Source organism: Pseudomonas sp. ZL2 (assembly GCF_054788455.1).
The window spans coordinates 21395-35796 of sequence record NZ_JBGOGX010000033.1 but is presented as its reverse complement, the minus strand read 5'-3'; the positions used below and the strand labels follow the sequence as shown (position 1 = coordinate 35796).

At 63.1% G+C, this 14402-nt stretch carries 19 protein-coding genes; 12 read left to right on the top strand and 7 right to left on the bottom strand.

Annotated elements, in window-relative coordinates:
* Nucleotides 1–234: 234 nt before the first annotated feature.
* From ABM562_RS19695 to ABM562_RS19685, 3 genes are read left to right on the top strand one after another with little or no spacing between them, the layout of a single operon-like run.
* The gene (locus ABM562_RS19695; RefSeq protein WP_233674795.1) at nt 235–1197 is read left to right on the top strand and encodes an alpha/beta fold hydrolase; all 963 of its coding nucleotides are present in this window, start codon (nt 235–237) and stop codon (nt 1195–1197) included.
* A 13-nt stretch (nt 1198–1210) separates the two neighbouring features.
* Entirely contained in the window at nt 1211–2419 is a 1209-nt protein-coding gene (locus ABM562_RS19690) for a saccharopine dehydrogenase family protein (protein ID WP_115086928.1), read from the top strand.
* On the top strand, nt 2416–2967 hold the full coding sequence (locus tag ABM562_RS19685) for a hypothetical protein (RefSeq protein WP_115086929.1): 552 nt from the start codon (nt 2416–2418) through the stop codon (nt 2965–2967). Before ABM562_RS19690 ends, ABM562_RS19685 begins: the two co-directional genes overlap by 4 nt.
* A 10-nt stretch (nt 2968–2977) precedes the next feature.
* Here ABM562_RS19685 and ABM562_RS19680 read toward each other — a convergent pair whose 3' ends face one another.
* The gene (locus ABM562_RS19680) at nt 2978–3622 is read right to left on the bottom strand and encodes a TetR/AcrR family transcriptional regulator (RefSeq protein ID WP_233674793.1); all 645 of its coding nucleotides are present in this window, start codon (nt 3620–3622) and stop codon (nt 2978–2980) included.
* A 90-nt stretch (nt 3623–3712) separates the two neighbouring features.
* Between ABM562_RS19680 and ABM562_RS19675 the strand changes: the two genes are divergently transcribed.
* Nucleotides 3713–5239 (top strand): flavin-containing monooxygenase, encoded by a 1527-nt coding sequence (locus ABM562_RS19675; protein WP_233674792.1) that lies wholly within the window; start codon nt 3713–3715, stop codon nt 5237–5239.
* Here the strand turns inward: ABM562_RS19675 and ABM562_RS19670 are convergent.
* The gene (locus tag ABM562_RS19670) at nt 5209–6123 is read right to left on the bottom strand and encodes a LysR family transcriptional regulator (RefSeq protein ID WP_460423027.1); all 915 of its coding nucleotides are present in this window, start codon (nt 6121–6123) and stop codon (nt 5209–5211) included. The two genes, ABM562_RS19675 and ABM562_RS19670, sit on opposite strands and share 31 nt — an antisense overlap.
* Before the next feature lie 113 nt (nt 6124–6236).
* On the opposite strand from ABM562_RS19670, the gene ABM562_RS19665 reads away from it, so the two are divergent.
* A complete protein-coding gene (locus ABM562_RS19665) occupies nt 6237–7433 on the top strand; it encodes an MFS transporter (RefSeq protein ID WP_460423025.1) in 1197 nt (398 codons plus the stop codon).
* A 9-nt stretch (nt 7434–7442) separates the two neighbouring features.
* Complete coding sequence (locus ABM562_RS19660) at nt 7443–7838, top strand: nuclear transport factor 2 family protein (RefSeq protein WP_134062765.1); 396 nt, start codon at nt 7443–7445, stop codon at nt 7836–7838.
* Here the strand turns inward: ABM562_RS19660 and ku are convergent, their stop codons facing one another.
* Nucleotides 7839–8702, bottom strand: a complete 864-nt coding sequence (gene ku / locus ABM562_RS19655) for a non-homologous end joining protein Ku (protein ID WP_258577931.1) — start codon at nt 8700–8702, stop codon at nt 7839–7841.
* Between the two features lie 55 nt (nt 8703–8757).
* Here ku and ABM562_RS19650 point away from each other — a divergent pair, with 55 nt between their 5' ends.
* From ABM562_RS19650 to ABM562_RS19640, 3 genes are all read left to right on the top strand, one after another.
* Complete coding sequence (locus tag ABM562_RS19650) at nt 8758–9024, top strand: DUF4142 domain-containing protein (protein WP_233674788.1); 267 nt, start codon at nt 8758–8760, stop codon at nt 9022–9024.
* Between the two features lie 14 nt (nt 9025–9038).
* Entirely contained in the window at nt 9039–9326 is a 288-nt protein-coding gene (locus ABM562_RS19645; RefSeq protein ID WP_115086936.1) for a hypothetical protein, read from the top strand.
* Between the two features lie 280 nt (nt 9327–9606).
* Nucleotides 9607–10221, top strand: a complete 615-nt coding sequence (locus tag ABM562_RS19640; RefSeq protein WP_115086937.1) for a Yip1 family protein — start codon at nt 9607–9609, stop codon at nt 10219–10221.
* A 20-nt stretch (nt 10222–10241) separates the two neighbouring features.
* Here ABM562_RS19640 and ABM562_RS19635 read toward each other — a convergent pair whose 3' ends face one another.
* A complete protein-coding gene (locus tag ABM562_RS19635) occupies nt 10242–10514 on the bottom strand; it encodes a DUF1652 domain-containing protein (RefSeq protein WP_115086938.1) in 273 nt (90 codons plus the stop codon).
* 293 nt (nt 10515–10807) lie between these two features.
* Between ABM562_RS19635 and ABM562_RS19630 the strand changes: the two genes are divergently transcribed.
* The 3 genes from ABM562_RS19630 (at nt 10808) to ABM562_RS19620 (ending at nt 11918) form a co-directional block, all read left to right on the top strand.
* The gene (locus ABM562_RS19630) at nt 10808–10981 is read left to right on the top strand and encodes a KGG domain-containing protein (protein WP_080764720.1); all 174 of its coding nucleotides are present in this window, start codon (nt 10808–10810) and stop codon (nt 10979–10981) included.
* A 49-nt stretch (nt 10982–11030) separates the two neighbouring features.
* Complete coding sequence (locus ABM562_RS19625; RefSeq protein WP_115086939.1) at nt 11031–11591, top strand: ATP-dependent Clp protease proteolytic subunit; 561 nt, start codon at nt 11031–11033, stop codon at nt 11589–11591.
* Nucleotides 11592–11690: 99 nt separating this feature from the next.
* Nucleotides 11691–11918: a DUF6555 family protein gene (locus ABM562_RS19620; RefSeq protein WP_115086940.1), complete on the top strand. Its 228-nt coding sequence runs from the start codon at nt 11691–11693 to the stop codon at nt 11916–11918.
* A gap of 1 nt (nt 11919) precedes the next feature.
* Here the strand turns inward: ABM562_RS19620 and ABM562_RS19615 are convergent, their stop codons facing one another.
* The 3 genes from ABM562_RS19615 to ABM562_RS19605 form a co-directional block, all read right to left on the bottom strand.
* Nucleotides 11920–12837 (bottom strand): DNA-3-methyladenine glycosylase family protein, encoded by a 918-nt coding sequence (locus tag ABM562_RS19615; RefSeq protein WP_233674787.1) that lies wholly within the window; start codon nt 12835–12837, stop codon nt 11920–11922.
* Nucleotides 12838–12979: 142 nt separating this feature from the next.
* Nucleotides 12980–13606 (bottom strand): isochorismate family cysteine hydrolase YcaC, encoded by a 627-nt coding sequence (ycaC, locus tag ABM562_RS19610; RefSeq protein WP_010223830.1) that lies wholly within the window; start codon nt 13604–13606, stop codon nt 12980–12982.
* Between the two features lie 51 nt (nt 13607–13657).
* Nucleotides 13658–14344, bottom strand: coding sequence for a hydrolase (locus ABM562_RS19605; protein WP_115086942.1), 687 nt, complete (start codon nt 14342–14344; stop codon nt 13658–13660).
* Nucleotides 14345–14402 lie beyond the last annotated feature (58 nt).

Below are 14402 nucleotides of genomic sequence, written 5' to 3'. Positions count from 1 at the left end.
GCGCCCTGAATCTGTTGCTCAGCCATGAACCGCCGGCCTGCCACGCCTTGTGGCAGCTCGGCGGCTGATTACCTGCCCCGCCCCCAGGCCGTCAGGGCCGCTGCCAGCCTTGCCGTTTGACCATGGCCCTTGCCGGCCGGCTTGAGATGTTTGGCCTGCTGCTTGCGCAAAACATAATAACCGTTATGATCTTTTTCGTTGAGCCGTGTTGTCCATCCACAGCGGAGAACGCCATTGACCCCTCACCCGAGATTTGCCCGCATCGGCCGCATCACCCTCGCCTACGAGACCCTCGGGCCCGAACATGCGCCACCGGTGCTGTTGGTCCATGGCCTTGCCCAGCAGCTGACCGCATGGCCCGACGCGCTGGTACACAGCCTTGTCAAAGCGGGCTTTCGGGTGATCCGTTTCGACAACCGCGACATCGGCAAGTCCAGCCGCATGTGCGGTACACCGCACCTGGCCTGGCACTACCTGAACGCACAGGTTGGCCGCCGCAGCCGCGCGCCCTACTCGCTGGATGACATGGCCCATGACACGCTGGGCTTGATCGACAGTCTCAAGCTGGGCCCGGTGCACCTGGTCGGCGCATCGATGGGCGGCATGATTGCCCAGATCGTCGCCGCGCGTTTTCCCTATGCGGTGCGTTCACTGACCTCGATCATGTCCAGCTCCGGTGATCGACGCCTGCCCAACGCCCGTGCCGACGTGCGCAAGCTGTTGCTCAACCCGGTGCGCCAAACCTCCTTGCAGCGCGAGATCGACCATAACCTGCAGCTTTGGGAGCTGATCGCCAGCCCAGGCTACCCGACACCACGCGAACAATTGCGAGCGCGGCTTGAAGACGATCTCAGGCGCAACGCACCTGCGGCCGGAGGCATCGAACGACAGTTCGCCGCGATCCTGGCCTCGGGGTCGCGCGTGCCGTTGCTGTCGCAGATCGACACCCCCACCCTGGTGCTGCATGGCCTGGAAGACCCGCTCATACCTTTCGAGGCCGGACGCAGCACCGCCGAGCACATCCCCGGTGCGGTGTTCGAAAGCATCGCCGGAATGGGTCACGACCTTCCAGCGGCACTCCTGCCGACACTGGCTGAGCGCCTGCTCAAGCATTTTCGCCAAGCCGTTCGCGCACAGCTGCCCCCTCTGCAGTCGCGGCAGTGCGCCAAGCCCCTGACCTACAACAAAACCAACTGACAGGAACACGACCATGAAGGTGATTGCATTAGGCGGCTGTGGCCATATGGGCCGGCACTTTGTCGAGACGGCGATCCAGCTCCAGGCCTTTTCCTGGCTGACGGTAGCCGACCGCAACGCCGAGGAGGCGCTACGCTACGTGGCCAGCCTGGGCCGATCGAACATTGATGCGTTGCAGGTCGATGCGCGCAATCCCGAGGCCCTCACCCGGGTCTTGCGCAACTACGATGTGGTGGTCTCGACCATCGGGCCTTACTACCTGTTTGGTACGACGGTGCTGCAATGCGCCATCGACGCGGGCTGTCACTACATCGATATCTGTGATGACCCCGAACCCACCCTGGCAATGCTCGACCTCGATGCGCGTGCACAAGCCGCGAACATCACCGCCATCGTCGGCATGGGCGCCAGCCCAGGCGTGGCCAACCTGCTGGCCAGCAAAGCCATCCGCCAGGTCGGTGCCCCGCACCGCGTGGTCACCACCTGGGGCAGCGCCTCGCGTGCCAAGGAAGCAGCCAGTCACGATACCGACATGGGCGCGGCACTCGATCACTGGGTCGAACAACTGACCGGCAACATCCCGGTGTTTCGCGGTGGTCGCATCGCCAGCGGCCTGCCATTGACCGAAATAGACCTGCTGGTGCCCGGCATCGGTGCGGTGCGCGCCCATACGGTGGGGCATCCGGAACCTGTGACCTTGCCGACGACTTTCGCCTCGATCCGCGAATGCGCCAACGCGATGGTGTTTTCCAACAGCCTGATCAGCCTGCTGAAGTTGATCCAGGCCCGCGTCGACCAGCGCGGCCACAGTGTCAGCCAAGCGGCGTCCGAATTGCGCAAAGTCGCGCTGAACAACGACCTTTCGGGCCTGAGCCTGGGTGAGTCCCTGTCCCTGCTAGTGGGTTCGGCAAAAGAAAGTCTGTTTGGCCGGCGCTACATTCCAGCGGAAATGTCCGCTATCGCCGAAGGCCTGAGCCAGGGCCGGCGACATGTGTGCAGCGCCTGGATCAATGGCGAAATCCCCGGCGGCATGGGGCCCAACACCTGCATTCCGACGGCAGTGGCCCTGCTCATGCTGGTGCAGGGCAAAATCAGCCGCAAAGGTGCGTTCGCCCCCGAGGCCGGCATCGATGCCGACCAGTTTTTCACCTTGCTGCAGCCCTTCATCAAGGCCGAGGATACCCAGCAACCGGTGATCACGCTGCGTGAGGTCGTACTGTGAAAGGCGCGCCGCCGGGGCTGGTGTTGACCCGCGAACGCCAAGCCATGCTGACGGAGCTTGAACAACTGCTGGGACAGCCGGTGCACGCCTATGTCTGGGCCTTTCGCCAGATCCACCCCGGCTGGCTACTGTTCGTCAGCTTCATGACTTCACAGGTCATCAACGAACTCATCATCTACGAGCTTTTCGAGGCGCGTGGCCGCTACGGCATCGAGCGCACCCTGTTTGAAATCATCTCGCCGCTGCTGCTGTGGTTTCTGCTCGACACGGCCATCCAGCTCGCCTTGACGCTGGCCGGCCGTGGCCATCGCCTGCTGGTACAGACGTTGAATGGTGAACTGCTGGTGTTTCATCGCCGGCTCTTCAGCGCCAGGCCCGAACGCCTGGAGCGGCGCATCAAGGGTTCATTGGCGCTGAATGCGCAACTGATGGGCTTTGCGATAGACCGCCTGGACACCGACATCGGGCGCTTCTACGTGTGGGGCCGTTGGCGCGACGTGCGGGTGCTGATGCGGCCTGCCAGGGAGGCTTGCGATGCGCACCACTGAAGCGTACGCCTCAGGCCTGTGGGGTGAGAAACGCCGCGATGTGGCGCTTGACCAGCATGCGCTGCTGCTCAGGGTCAAAACGCTCGGGATCGATGACTCGCCCAACGCCCAGGCCGTCGGCCAGGGCAACCATGGCATCGGCTTCGAGCTTCAGGTCGAGGCCGGCCCGGATCGCCTTTTGCGCCTGCAGGCGGGTCAGTTCGTCGACCAGCGCACTGCGCATGAAGGCATACCGCCGTTGGTGTTCGGCACCCAGTTTTTCATTGCCCACGCACGTACGCAGGAACGCCAGCCAGATACGCCAGGCAGTTTCACCGGCCTCATCGAGCGGCAACGAGGCGTGCAGGATGCACTCCAGGCGAGCGATACCCTCGACACCTTCAAGGCACTGGGTCACCTCCTCGACCATGCCGGTAATGAGGTGGTCCAGCGCATACAGAAGCACTTCGTCCTTGGTCCTGAAGTAGTGCACGACCGCCCCGGTGGTGGCCTGCAGTTCACCCGCTATCTCGCGGATCGTGACATTCTCGACCCCCACACGAAGAATCGCTCGCCACGTGGCCTCCAGCACCTCCTGGCGCTTGCGTTCATTGTTGGAAACCGCAGCGCCCGCCTTGCGTCGGGTGCGGGCCGGGGCTTCTCGGGATATCGCCATGGGCATTGATCTCGCTGTTGGCAGGTTCGACTCGTCGCACATCATAACAATGATGATCAAACAATAAGATGCTCGATAACGGAGAACGCTGTGATCAATCAACCAAGAGCCAAGCTTTCGACGGAACTGGACGCCGACGTGATCATCGTCGGCAGCGGCTTCTCCGGGCAGTGCATGGCGATCAAGCTTCGCCAGGCCGGTTTCCACTCCGTATTGCTTCTGGAGCGCGGCGCCACGGTGGGCGGCACCTGGCGTGACAATCACTACCCCGGCGCAGCCTGCGACATCCCTTCGCACCTGTATTCCTTCTCGTTCATGCTCAACCCGAACTGGTCACGCACCTATCCGGGCCAGGCCGAAATCCTCGGTTATCTGCATGCCACTGCCGAACGGCACGGGTTGCTCGAACACATGCGTTTCAACACCCTCGTCAGCGGCGCAAGCTTTGATGCGGGCCGCCTGACCTGGCAGGTAGAAACCGACGGTGGGCCACTACGCTGCCGCTTCCTGATCCTGGGTACCGGCGGTTTGAGCGAGCCTGTGGTACCCCGCCTGGCGGGGCTGGACACCTTTGCGGGACGCACCTTCCACTCGGCGCGCTGGGACCACGACTATGCCCTGCAAGGCAAGCGCGTGGCGGTGATCGGCAGCGGAGCCAGCGCCATCCAGTTCGTGCCGCAGATTGCGCCGCGCGTCGAGCGGCTCAGTGTGTTCCAACGCACCCCGGCGTGGATCGTACCGCGCCAGGACCGCCCGTTCAGCGCCTTGCAAAAAGCGCTTTACCGCTACCTGCCGGGGGTGATGCGGCTCAAGCGCTGGGGCATTCACTGGCTGAACGAAGTGCAGGCCCTTGGCACGGTGGTTGACCCCAAGTACATGGCCCTGGGTGAGAAAATCGCGCTTCAACACCTGCACCGGCAAGTCGCCGATCCCCAGCTGCGGGCCCGCCTCACGCCCGACTATGTGATGGGTTGCAAGCGCATCCTGATCTCTGATGACTGGTACCCCGCCCTGCAACGGGCCAATACCTCGCTGGTGAGCGATGCCATCGAACGCATCACCCCCACCGGCGTCTTGACCTGCGATGGCCGCTTGCACGAGGTCGACGCGATCATCTTCGGTACCGGCTTCCAGGCCACCGAAGCGCTCGGCAAGCTGCGTATTCGCGGGCGCCTGGGACGTGAACTGAACGAGGTCTGGGCCCAGGGTGCCGAAGCCTATGTCGGCGCCAGCGTCAACGGCTTTCCCAACCTGTTCCTGATCACCGGGCCGAACACCGGATTGGGGCATAACTCGATGGTGTTCATGATCGAGGCAAACGTGGCACACATCGTCGGTGCGCTGAAAGCTGCCCGGCAAGCCGATGCCCAGGTAGTAGAGGTCAAGCGTGAGGTCCAGGCGCGCTACAACCAGAATCTGCAGCGGCGCCTGGAAAAATCGGTCTGGGTGACCGGCTGCAAGAGCTGGTACCAGGACAAGGCCAGCGGCAAGGTCACCACGCTCTGGCCTGGTTTCAGTACTCAGTATTGGGCAATCGCCCATCGCTTCAAGGCTGACGACTACCTGCTGCTGGCAGCAGGTTCGCCTCAGGCCCCCGCGCCCGTTTCGGCGAGGTAAGCCTTGATGAAATCGATCCAGGCACGGACCTTGCGCGGTACATGGCGGCTTGCCGGATACAACGCGTAGACACTTTGTCGGGCGAAGCGGTAAGCGGGCAACGCATCGAGCAACTGTCCACTCGCCAGGTCATCGGCCACCAGCCATTCCGGCAGCAAGGCGACACCCGCACCCTGCACGGCGAAAGCACGCAGGATTGACGCGTTATCGGACACCAGCAAGGGCGTGCTGTGCGTCTCAAACACCGCACTGCGGCCAGCGTCCCCCTGCAGTTCCCAGCGGCTGTTCTGCTCGAAGCGGCTGTGCACCAGCTGCGCCACGGCGGCCAGGTGCGAAGGTGAGTCGATGATCTGCCGGCCATGGGCGGCCAGCAGGCTGGGCGCCAGCACCAGGCGCACGTCGTAAGTGGCCAGGCACACGCCACGGTAGCTGGAGTCCTGGGCCTGGCCCAGGCGGATGGCGACATCGAAACGCTCGCGCACCAGGTCGACCTGGGACGTGTGGGTTTCCAGGCGCACGCTCAGGTCAGGGTGCAACCGGCAGAACGCCTGCAACGCCGGGGCGAGGGCTTTCAGCCCGTACTCGACGGTGGAGGTAATGCGCAGGCTGCCCTGCAAGCCAGCATGCTCGGCGCGCGCCTCGTCGATGGCGAAGCGCGCATCTTCGACCACCTGCAGGCAGCGCTGATAAAAGCGCTCGCCGGCATCAGTGAGGGCAATTCGGCGGGTGGTGCGGGTCAGCAAGGTCACGCCCAGTTCAGCTTCCAGCTGCTTGATGCTGAAGCTGACGGCGGCGCGGGTTTGCTGCAGGCGCTCGGCGGCGCCGGTGAAGGAGCCGGCCTGGACCACCGCGCAGAACAGTTCGAATCGGTCGAGACTGACCATGCAATGCCTTCGCCATTGTCAAAATAATTTGACCAATCTGCCGGTTTTTTGCGTCTTATTCAAGCACCTGCAAGCCTCTAGACTGCGCCTTTCTCCGGCCCGTCGAACTGCTCATGCCCTATCGCTCGAAAGTCACCCTGATCTATTTGCTGGGTTTCACCCTCGACCTGCTCAACATGTTCGCCCTCAACGCCGCCTACCCGGCGCTGGGCCAGGAACTGCACGCCTCGGTGGCGCAACTGAGCTGGACCAGCAACCTGTACATGCTCGGCCTGACCCTGGTGATACCGCTGGGCACCTGGATGGCCGCGCGGCTGGGCGAACGCCAGACACTGCTGCTGTCGCTGGCGCTGTTCGGCCTGGGCTCGGCACTCGCCGGCAGCGCCGGCACCATCGACAGCCTGCTTGGCTGGCGGTTGTTGCAAGGGCTCGGTGGTGGCTTGTTGATTCCGGTAGGCCAGGCCATGGCTTATCGCTTGTATGCGCCTGAGCAACGCCACCACCTGACCTCGCTGGTAATGATGGTAGCCCTGCTGGTACCGGCCTTGTCGCCGGCACTGGGTGGCGTGGTGGTCGATCAGGGCTCGTGGCGGTGGATCTTCTTTGCCATGCTGCCGCTGACGTTAATGGCTGGCGTACTGGTGCTGGCCTGGCTGCCTGCAAACCAGCCGTTACCGGCCCCTCAGCCAATCCTTGACCTGCACCTGCTCGGCCAGCCGCTGCTGCGTACGGCGATGCTGGTCTACCTGTGCGTGCCGGGCGTGTTCATCGGCGCCAACCTGGTCGCAGCCCTGTACCTGCAACAACGCCTTGGGCTTAGCGCCACGGCCACCGGAGCGCTGATGTTGCCCTGGTCGCTGGGCGCCCTGGGCGCCATTGCTTTTGTGCGCTGGCGTTTCAACCTGACCGGGCCCAAGTGGCTGCTGAGCGCCGGCATACTGATCCAGTGCGCCGCACTCCTGTGGCTGGCCTTGCCCTGGGTAGCCGCGCATCACGCCTGGCTGGCGCTGATCTTCGCCCTGCTTGGCCTGGGCAGCAGCCTGTGCAGCAGCAGTGCGCAAAGCCTGGCGTTCCTGGCCATAGCGCCGGAGCAGATGGGCCAGGCCAGTGCCCTGTGGAACCTCAACCGGCAACTGAGTTTCTGTCTCGGTGTGGCCGTGCTCGGCGCTGTGCTCAATCAGCTGCCGCCGGCGCCGCAAGCGTTTGCGCACACGTTCATCCTGGCCGCGCTGCTAACCCTGCTACCGCTGCCAATGGTTTTCAAACTGCCCGGGACTCGCGCCCTGGGGCTTATCACCCGCACTCACTGAGACCTGCCCATGAGCCAACGCAACCCCGCCTTCAAGGAAGTCCTCGACGCCCACGTCGCCATCCAGCAATGGTTGTCCGGCACTGCCCCGGCCGATCGGTTCGATGCGCTGATGGCGCGTTTCAGCCCGCTGTATTCGATGATCACCCTGCCCGGCCAGGTGCTCGATTACCAAGGCCTGCGCGCGCTGTTTCAGCAAGCCCACGGCAAGCGTGCAGGTCTGGAAATAAGCATCGATGAACTGCACCTGATCGCCGAAGGCCCGAGCCTGGCGGTGGTCGGCTATCGCGAGTGGCAGGCCGATGCGGCAGGCAACCGCTCAGTACGCCGTTCGACCGTGGTGTTTGAACGCGCCAATGGCGCCTTGCGCTGGCGCCATCTGCACGAAACGCAGGCATCCGGCTGATCAGGCCTTTTTGCGCGGCTTGCTGGTGCCCGCCGGCTTTTTCGCCGCTGGCGCCGCTTTCTTCGCCGCCGGCTTGCGCCCACCCAGGCTGCGTTTGAGCAGTTCGGTGAGGTCGATGATGTCGGCGCTTTTCTGTTCGCCTTCGCCTTCCAGCGGCTCGACCGTGGCGATCTTGCCCTGGCTGGCTTTTTCTTCGACCAGGCTCATGATGGTGTCCTTGAAGTCATTGCGGTAATCCTCCGGCGTCCAGTGCCCGCTCATGTCCTCGACCAAGCGCTTGGCCATCTGCAGCTCGCGCTTGTCGATACTCGCGTCGCGCACGCTGGCATCCAGTTCCAGGCTGTCCAGACCACGCACTTCCTCAGGCCAGCGCAGGATGATCATCACCATGGCATCCTCCAGCGGGCGCAGCAGCGCGAGGTGCTGCTGGGTGTGCAGCACCACCTTGGCCAGGGCGACCTTACCGGTGCTCTCGAGGGTTTCGCGCAGCAACGCGTACACCTTGCCGCCGCGACGGTCGGGGCTCAGGTAGTACGGGGTAGCAAACTGCTGCAGGGGGACTTCGCCGCTGTCGACGAAAGAAAAGATATCGATGGTCTGGGTCGCCTCCGGCCGGGCCTTGCGGATCTCCTCTTCGCTGATCACCACGTACTGGCCCTTCCGGTACTGCACGCCCTTGACGATATGCTCACGGGCGATCTCCTTGCCAGTGACCTTGTTCACCCGCTTGTAGCCCACCGGCTCCATGCTACGCTCGTCGAGCCAGTCGAAGTCGACCCGGTCGCTGCTGATCGCGGTACTCAACGACACCGGGATGTGCACCAGGCCGAAGCTGATTGCACCTTTCCAGATGGCTCTGGCCATGACGTTCTCCCACAGGCAATTGAAAGGCCCTTTGTCAGTCTGACTGCGCCGGGCCGTGAAGGTTTGCCGCAGCCCGCACCAGGGCCACAAGATCCAGACCCGCCAGCTGCCTTTGGAAAAAACCGAATCGGCTGAAGTAAAGGCGTTTGCCCCGCAGATGATCAAGGATCACACTAAAGCCAATCAGCACCTGCTCGATCTTGCCAAACAGCACGATTTCAGCGTCCCGGATGACGCCCATGAACAGGCGGTGCGCCTGTTCGATGAAGAGAGCCGGTCCACCTCGGACCCTGACGAGCAGAACGCGCACCGCCCGAACTGAAGGAGGCCTCTGGTATGAGAAAGGTCAGCCCGGCCTGCCCGACCTGCCTGCAGATCGATTTTGTCCAGGACACGCTGTTCGGCCCCGTGGCCCACAGCGCCGAATGCGAGGTGCAACTGGCGCCGCTGAACATCAACGGCCTGCCGGGTTTGCGCATGCAGGTGCGGGCGCCCGTGCCCGCCAAGCTCGAGCGCTCGCACAGCGTGGCGTTTGTCTGGGAAGGCCGTACCTATCGCGGGATCGTCCAGTATCACCGGCGCTGTGATGACGGCGGCTTGCAGCTGCAGCTGGAACTGCAGTAACCGCTTCGCTGGCAAGCCAGCCACCACAGGTCCGGCTTACACAAACCGATTGTGGGAGCTGGCCTTGCCAGCGATGGGCCCAGCGTGGTCGTCAGCCCTGCGGCTTGGCCGCACAGCCACAACCACTGCCGTTGCACGGCCTGCCGGACAGATGGTGGTCGTCACTTGTCAGTGACCGGACGCTGCGGTGAGTGGTTCAAAAAAAATGAAACCCCAACGCCGCCCAGGCCTCCATAGAACAGGGAGAGGTGTTTCCTGCCCTGCTTACCCGGAGGTCACCATGAGTACCCATCTGGTTCAACTGTTCACCCACCCCGATGACGCCTGGATGGAAATCCGCCAGGAAGAAGAACTGCACCCGCGTCACTACCTGCCGCACCTGCTGCTGATGGCGCTGATTCCCGCCTTGTGCCTGTTCATCGGTACCACCAGCGTGGGCTGGAGCCTGGCCGGTACCGAGCGGGTACGCCTGAGCGTGGCCAGCGCCGCCGAGCTCGGCGTGTTGCTGTACGCCTGCAGCGTGGTCGGGGTGATGATCATGGGCGGGTTCATTCGCTGGATGTCGCGCACCTTCGATGCGCGGCCAAGCCTGAACCAGTGCATCGGCTTTGCCGCCTATACCGCCACGCCGTATTTCGTTGCCGGTATCGCCGGGCTCTATCCCGGACGCTGGCTGGCGCTGATCGTGCTGGGCGCGGCTTCGGCCTATGCGACCTTCCTGCTCTACGTCGGCCTGCCAACCTTCCTGCGCCTGCGCAAGGAAGACGGCCTGTTGTATTCGACCAGTGTGTGGGCGGTCGGGCTGCTGGTGCTGGTGACCATCCTGGTGTCGATGATTCTGTTCTGGTTCAACGTGCTCAGCCCTGAATACCTGCGCCCGGCCAGCCTTGGCTAACCGGTGGCAGACTGCGTGGTTCAGGCCATCGCCTGGGGTTTGAACGGAATCTGGCTACGCCCCAGGCGCTGTTCTTCGCGCACCTGGGCAACCAGGGTGGCAAGCTCGTGGCAGGTGGTCAGGCTGTGCACATGGATACCTGTGACGGTCAGGCAATCGCCCAGGCTATCGCCCTGCCCCAATTGAATGGTCAGGTGCTCGCCATCGGCGCAGGATACGACACAGCGATCAGGCAGGAACGCCTGTTCGATCAGATGGCACAACTCAAGGGTGGAAACTCCAATCAGTGACATGCTGCGATCCTCGTATCGGAGGGCCCGACTATTGAGTTAGTACCCAGCCAGTCCTCGATGCCAATTGAATTTGCCGATGCCGCGCCGTTGCCCCCATGCAGTGCAGCAATGATCTCTCGGAAGAGCCGTCTGCCCTTGGCCAAGTTCCAGGTATTCGGGCCTGTGGCAGATGAACGGCATGCCTTTACCGTTCGTCTCGCATCGCTGAAATATTTAAAACTTTGCCCACGGCGGCCGCCTCCCAACCTGTGTAAGGCAAACGCCTTGCGAATATTCACAAGAGGAAGAGAATCATGGCTAACAAAGGCACTTCGAATCCCGGGAATTTCGCTAACGACAAGCAAAAAGCGTCTGATGCCGGGAAAAAAGGTGGCCAGGCCTCCGGCGGTACCGCAGGTGGCCAGACCCGCAAGCCTGACATGGACAAAGACCAGGCCCGCAAACCAAGTGGTGGCGGCCGTAGCTAACGGACGAAAGACCGGCGCACTGCACGTGCGTCGGTCCTGAGGCACTGCAATGAGCCAACAGGTGATCCACTTTCATTGCCAGATCGACCAGGACACCACCGAGCGCTTTCGCGACCGGTGCCTGCAGGCCGTCGATGACGGTGCTACCTCGTTGCTGCTGTTTCTCTCGACCACTGGCGGCAGCACCAACTTCGGATTCTCGCTGTACAGCTTTCTCAAGTCCTTGCCGGTGCCGCTTTGCGCAGTCAATGCCGGCAACATCGAGTCCATGGGCATCATCATGTACCTGGCCGCCGCCGAGCGTGTCGCCGCTCCCCATTCTCGCTTTCTCATCCATCCCATGACCTGGCACTTCAGCCAGAGCGCGGTGGACCATTCGCGCCTGCGTGAATACCTGTCGAGCCTGAACAACGACCTGGAGCGCTACGTGCGTATATTCGAACTGGAGACCGCCCAGGCCGAGCGCAAGCTGGACATCTTTCATTGCCTGTCGACCGAAGAAAAGGTCATCCCCGCCTACGACTCGCTGCCCTACGGCATTGCCCATCGCCTGGAGCAGGTGGTGTTTGAAAAGGACGCCCGGCACCTGACCGTCAGCGGCGCCCATTGACCAGGGAAATCCGATGGAATTTTTTCCATCGCCCAGCACTCACTAGAGGCATTGAAGGGATTTTCTTGGTCACTGCTCTGTAAGGATCCTGCCAGCCCCATGAACAACGCAAAACTATTCGTCATCGACTATCAGCTGCACGGCGATCACAAGTCTTTCATCATCCGCGCCGAGACGATGGACAACGCCGAAGCCTGGCACTGGGCAAGCTGCGACGCCGGGCTCGGTCGAATAGGCCGCTACGGCCGCGAGAAGGTCAGGAAAGTCAGCAAGCCCCTGGCCGAGCGCTACGGCATTACCGATGTGAAGTGGCGCCAGTCCAGCTAAGTCAGCTCAATGACGCCCACAGGTGCTGGGCGGCATAGGCGCGCCACGGGCTCCAGGCCTGAGCACGCTGGGCCAGTTTTGCGTCGGCGCCTTCAAGCAGGCGCAAGGCCTTGATCAGGGCCACATCCCCCAGCGGCAAGGCGTCGGCCGCGCCCATCTGGCGCAGGGCCAGATAGTGGGCGCTCCACGGGCCGATGCCGCGCAAGCGGCACAGCCGCTGGACCCAGGCCTCCAGATTGCGCTCAGGGCGTAACAGCTGCGGGTCCTCCAGCAATGCCCGGGCCAGGGTCGACAAGGTCAAGGCCCGCGAGCGCGGCATGCCCAGGCCACTGAGGTCGACGTCTACAATGGCCTCGGCCCTGGGGAACACATGGGTCAAGCCGGGCCACTGCTGGACATGCGCGGGGAGTCGCTGGCCGTAACCCGCCACCAGGCGCCCGGCCAGGGTGATAGCCCCGGCCACACTGATCTGCTGGCCCAGCACGGTGCGCATGGCCTGCTCGAACGCGTCCCAGCCGCGCGGCACACGCAGCCCCGGACGCAGGTTGATCAGTTGCGCCATCAACGGGTCTCGACTGAGCTGTGCCTGGATCTTGTGCAGTTCGGCATCCAGATCAAACACCCGTCGGACCCTGGCCAGCAAACCCGGCAGTGCTCGCGCAGAAGCACCGACCACGGTGACCTTCAGCCGGGACCCACGCGCCTGAGACACCTGGACGATGCCCTGGCCCTGGGCGAGATCAAAACTGCGCGTATACACCCCCGCCGCCACCGTCTCGACCCCGGTGATCGCCCGCGCGGCAAGAAACCCCAGCAGCGATGGCCAGTGCAACGGTGGCTGATAGGGCAGCCAGAAGCTGATGACGCTGCCGGGCCGCACGGTGCGACGATGGCCAGCGAAGGTGGGAGCAGGTTTCATGCGCTGATCATCACCTGCGCAAACGTCACCACACCAGCGGTTTCGCTGAATTTCGGCGCCGCAAAGGTCTGCCCTTCAGGGCGATGTCGAGACGACGACGGCCGGGCTACGCTAGCGCCCGGCCGCCGATCGGTTAACGGCGTTACTTGCCGTTGGTGAGGGTGTTGTAGCTGGTCATCAGGTTGCGGTAGTCGGGGATGTGGTTGGAGAACAAGGTACCCAGGCCTTCGATGTCGTTGCGCCAGTCGCGGTGCAGCTCACAGGCCAGGCCGAACCAGGTCATCAGTTGGGCGCCGGCTTGCGACATGCGATTCCAGGCCGAGTCGCGGGTCAACTCGTTGAAGGTGCCGGAGGCATCGGTGACCACGAACACGTCAAAGCCTTCTTCCAGGGCCGACAGCGCCGGGAACGCCACGCATACTTCAGTTACCACACCGGCGATGATCAGTTGCTTCTTGCCGGTGGCCTTGACCGCCTTGACGAAGTCTTCGTTGTCCCAGGCGTTGATCTGCCCCGGACGAGCGATGTACGGCGCTTCGGGGAACTGCGCCTTGAGCTCGGGCACCAGCGGGCCGTTGGGGCCGGTTTCGAAGCTGGTGGTGAGGATGGTCGGCAGCTTGAAGTACTTGGCCAGGTCGCCAACGGCCAGCACGTTGTTCTTGAACCGGTCCGGGTCGATGTCTCGAACCAGCGACAGCAGGCCGGTCTGGTGGTCGACCAGCAGGACGGCGGCGTTGTTCTTGTCCAGGCGGACGTAGGGCTTGGTCATGGTCTTACTCCTTGCATTGAGACGCCGGTGCCGGGCACCGGACATGAGGGATCAGCGTTGGGAATCGAGCAGTTCGTTGTCGCGTGCGACCTGTTGCGCCTTGAGATAGCTTTCGATCAGCAACTGGTAATGCGGGAACACAGCGCTGTAGGCTTCGGCCCATTGCTGGGCGTCTTCACGGTTCCAGGTACGCTGGACTTCCGAGCACACCGCGGCGGTGTCCATCGGCACCACGCCGGCCTGCATGATGCGCGCCAGGGTGATTTCCTGAGCCATCTTCGAATAGGTGCCGCTGGCATCGATCACCGCAAATACCTTATAGCCCGCATTGACCGCGCTGATGCTCGGGAAGGCCATGCACACACTGGTGATGGTGCCGGCGATGATCAACGTCTTGCGTCCGGTCTGCTCTACCGCGGCAACGAACTCGGGATTGTCCCAGGCGTTGATTTCACCTTTGCGTGCCACGTACCGGGCGTGGGGGGCGGCTTCATGGATTTCCGGGATCAGCGGGCCGTTGGGACCTTGCGGCACGGAAGCGGTGGTGATGACCGGGATCTTGGCGAGCGATGCGATCTTTGCCAGGGTAATGGCGTTGGCCCGCAGCTCGGTCATGGGCATGTCCTTGACCGTCTGGAACAGGCCGCTCTGATGGTCGATCAACAGCATCGCGGCGTCATCGGGGTCGATGCGCGGCACCTGGCCGTTGAAGTTGGCAACGTTGGCAAAAGTACTCATGGCACGTTCTCCTTCGGGATCAGGCTGGGCGTTTTGCGCGCAGCCCGGGTCGAAGGCC

Excerpts from the sequence above, each read along its gene's own strand:
- ABM562_RS19690 (WP_115086928.1), top strand. The coding sequence starts at position 1,211 with ATGAAGGTGATTGCATTAGGCGGCTGTGGCCATATGGGCCGGCACTTT.
- ABM562_RS19680 (WP_233674793.1), bottom strand. The coding sequence starts at position 3,622 with ATGGCGATATCCCGAGAAGCCCCGGCCCGCACCCGACGCAAGGCGGGC.
- ABM562_RS19670 (WP_460423027.1), bottom strand. The coding sequence starts at position 6,123 with ATGGTCAGTCTCGACCGATTCGAACTGTTCTGCGCGGTGGTCCAGGCC.
- ABM562_RS19665 (WP_460423025.1), top strand. The coding sequence starts at position 6,237 with ATGCCCTATCGCTCGAAAGTCACCCTGATCTATTTGCTGGGTTTCACC.
- ABM562_RS19660 (WP_134062765.1), top strand. The coding sequence starts at position 7,443 with ATGAGCCAACGCAACCCCGCCTTCAAGGAAGTCCTCGACGCCCACGTC.
- ku (WP_258577931.1), bottom strand. The coding sequence starts at position 8,702 with ATGGCCAGAGCCATCTGGAAAGGTGCAATCAGCTTCGGCCTGGTGCAC.
- ABM562_RS19645 (WP_115086936.1), top strand. The coding sequence starts at position 9,039 with ATGAGAAAGGTCAGCCCGGCCTGCCCGACCTGCCTGCAGATCGATTTT.
- ABM562_RS19640 (WP_115086937.1), top strand. The coding sequence starts at position 9,607 with ATGAGTACCCATCTGGTTCAACTGTTCACCCACCCCGATGACGCCTGG.
- ABM562_RS19635 (WP_115086938.1), bottom strand. The coding sequence starts at position 10,514 with ATGTCACTGATTGGAGTTTCCACCCTTGAGTTGTGCCATCTGATCGAA.
- ABM562_RS19630 (WP_080764720.1), top strand. The coding sequence starts at position 10,808 with ATGGCTAACAAAGGCACTTCGAATCCCGGGAATTTCGCTAACGACAAG.
- ABM562_RS19625 (WP_115086939.1), top strand. The coding sequence starts at position 11,031 with ATGAGCCAACAGGTGATCCACTTTCATTGCCAGATCGACCAGGACACC.
- ABM562_RS19620 (WP_115086940.1), top strand. The coding sequence starts at position 11,691 with ATGAACAACGCAAAACTATTCGTCATCGACTATCAGCTGCACGGCGAT.
- ABM562_RS19615 (WP_233674787.1), bottom strand. The coding sequence starts at position 12,837 with ATGAAACCTGCTCCCACCTTCGCTGGCCATCGTCGCACCGTGCGGCCC.
- ycaC (WP_010223830.1), bottom strand. The coding sequence starts at position 13,606 with ATGACCAAGCCCTACGTCCGCCTGGACAAGAACAACGCCGCCGTCCTG.
- ABM562_RS19605 (WP_115086942.1), bottom strand. The coding sequence starts at position 14,344 with ATGAGTACTTTTGCCAACGTTGCCAACTTCAACGGCCAGGTGCCGCGC.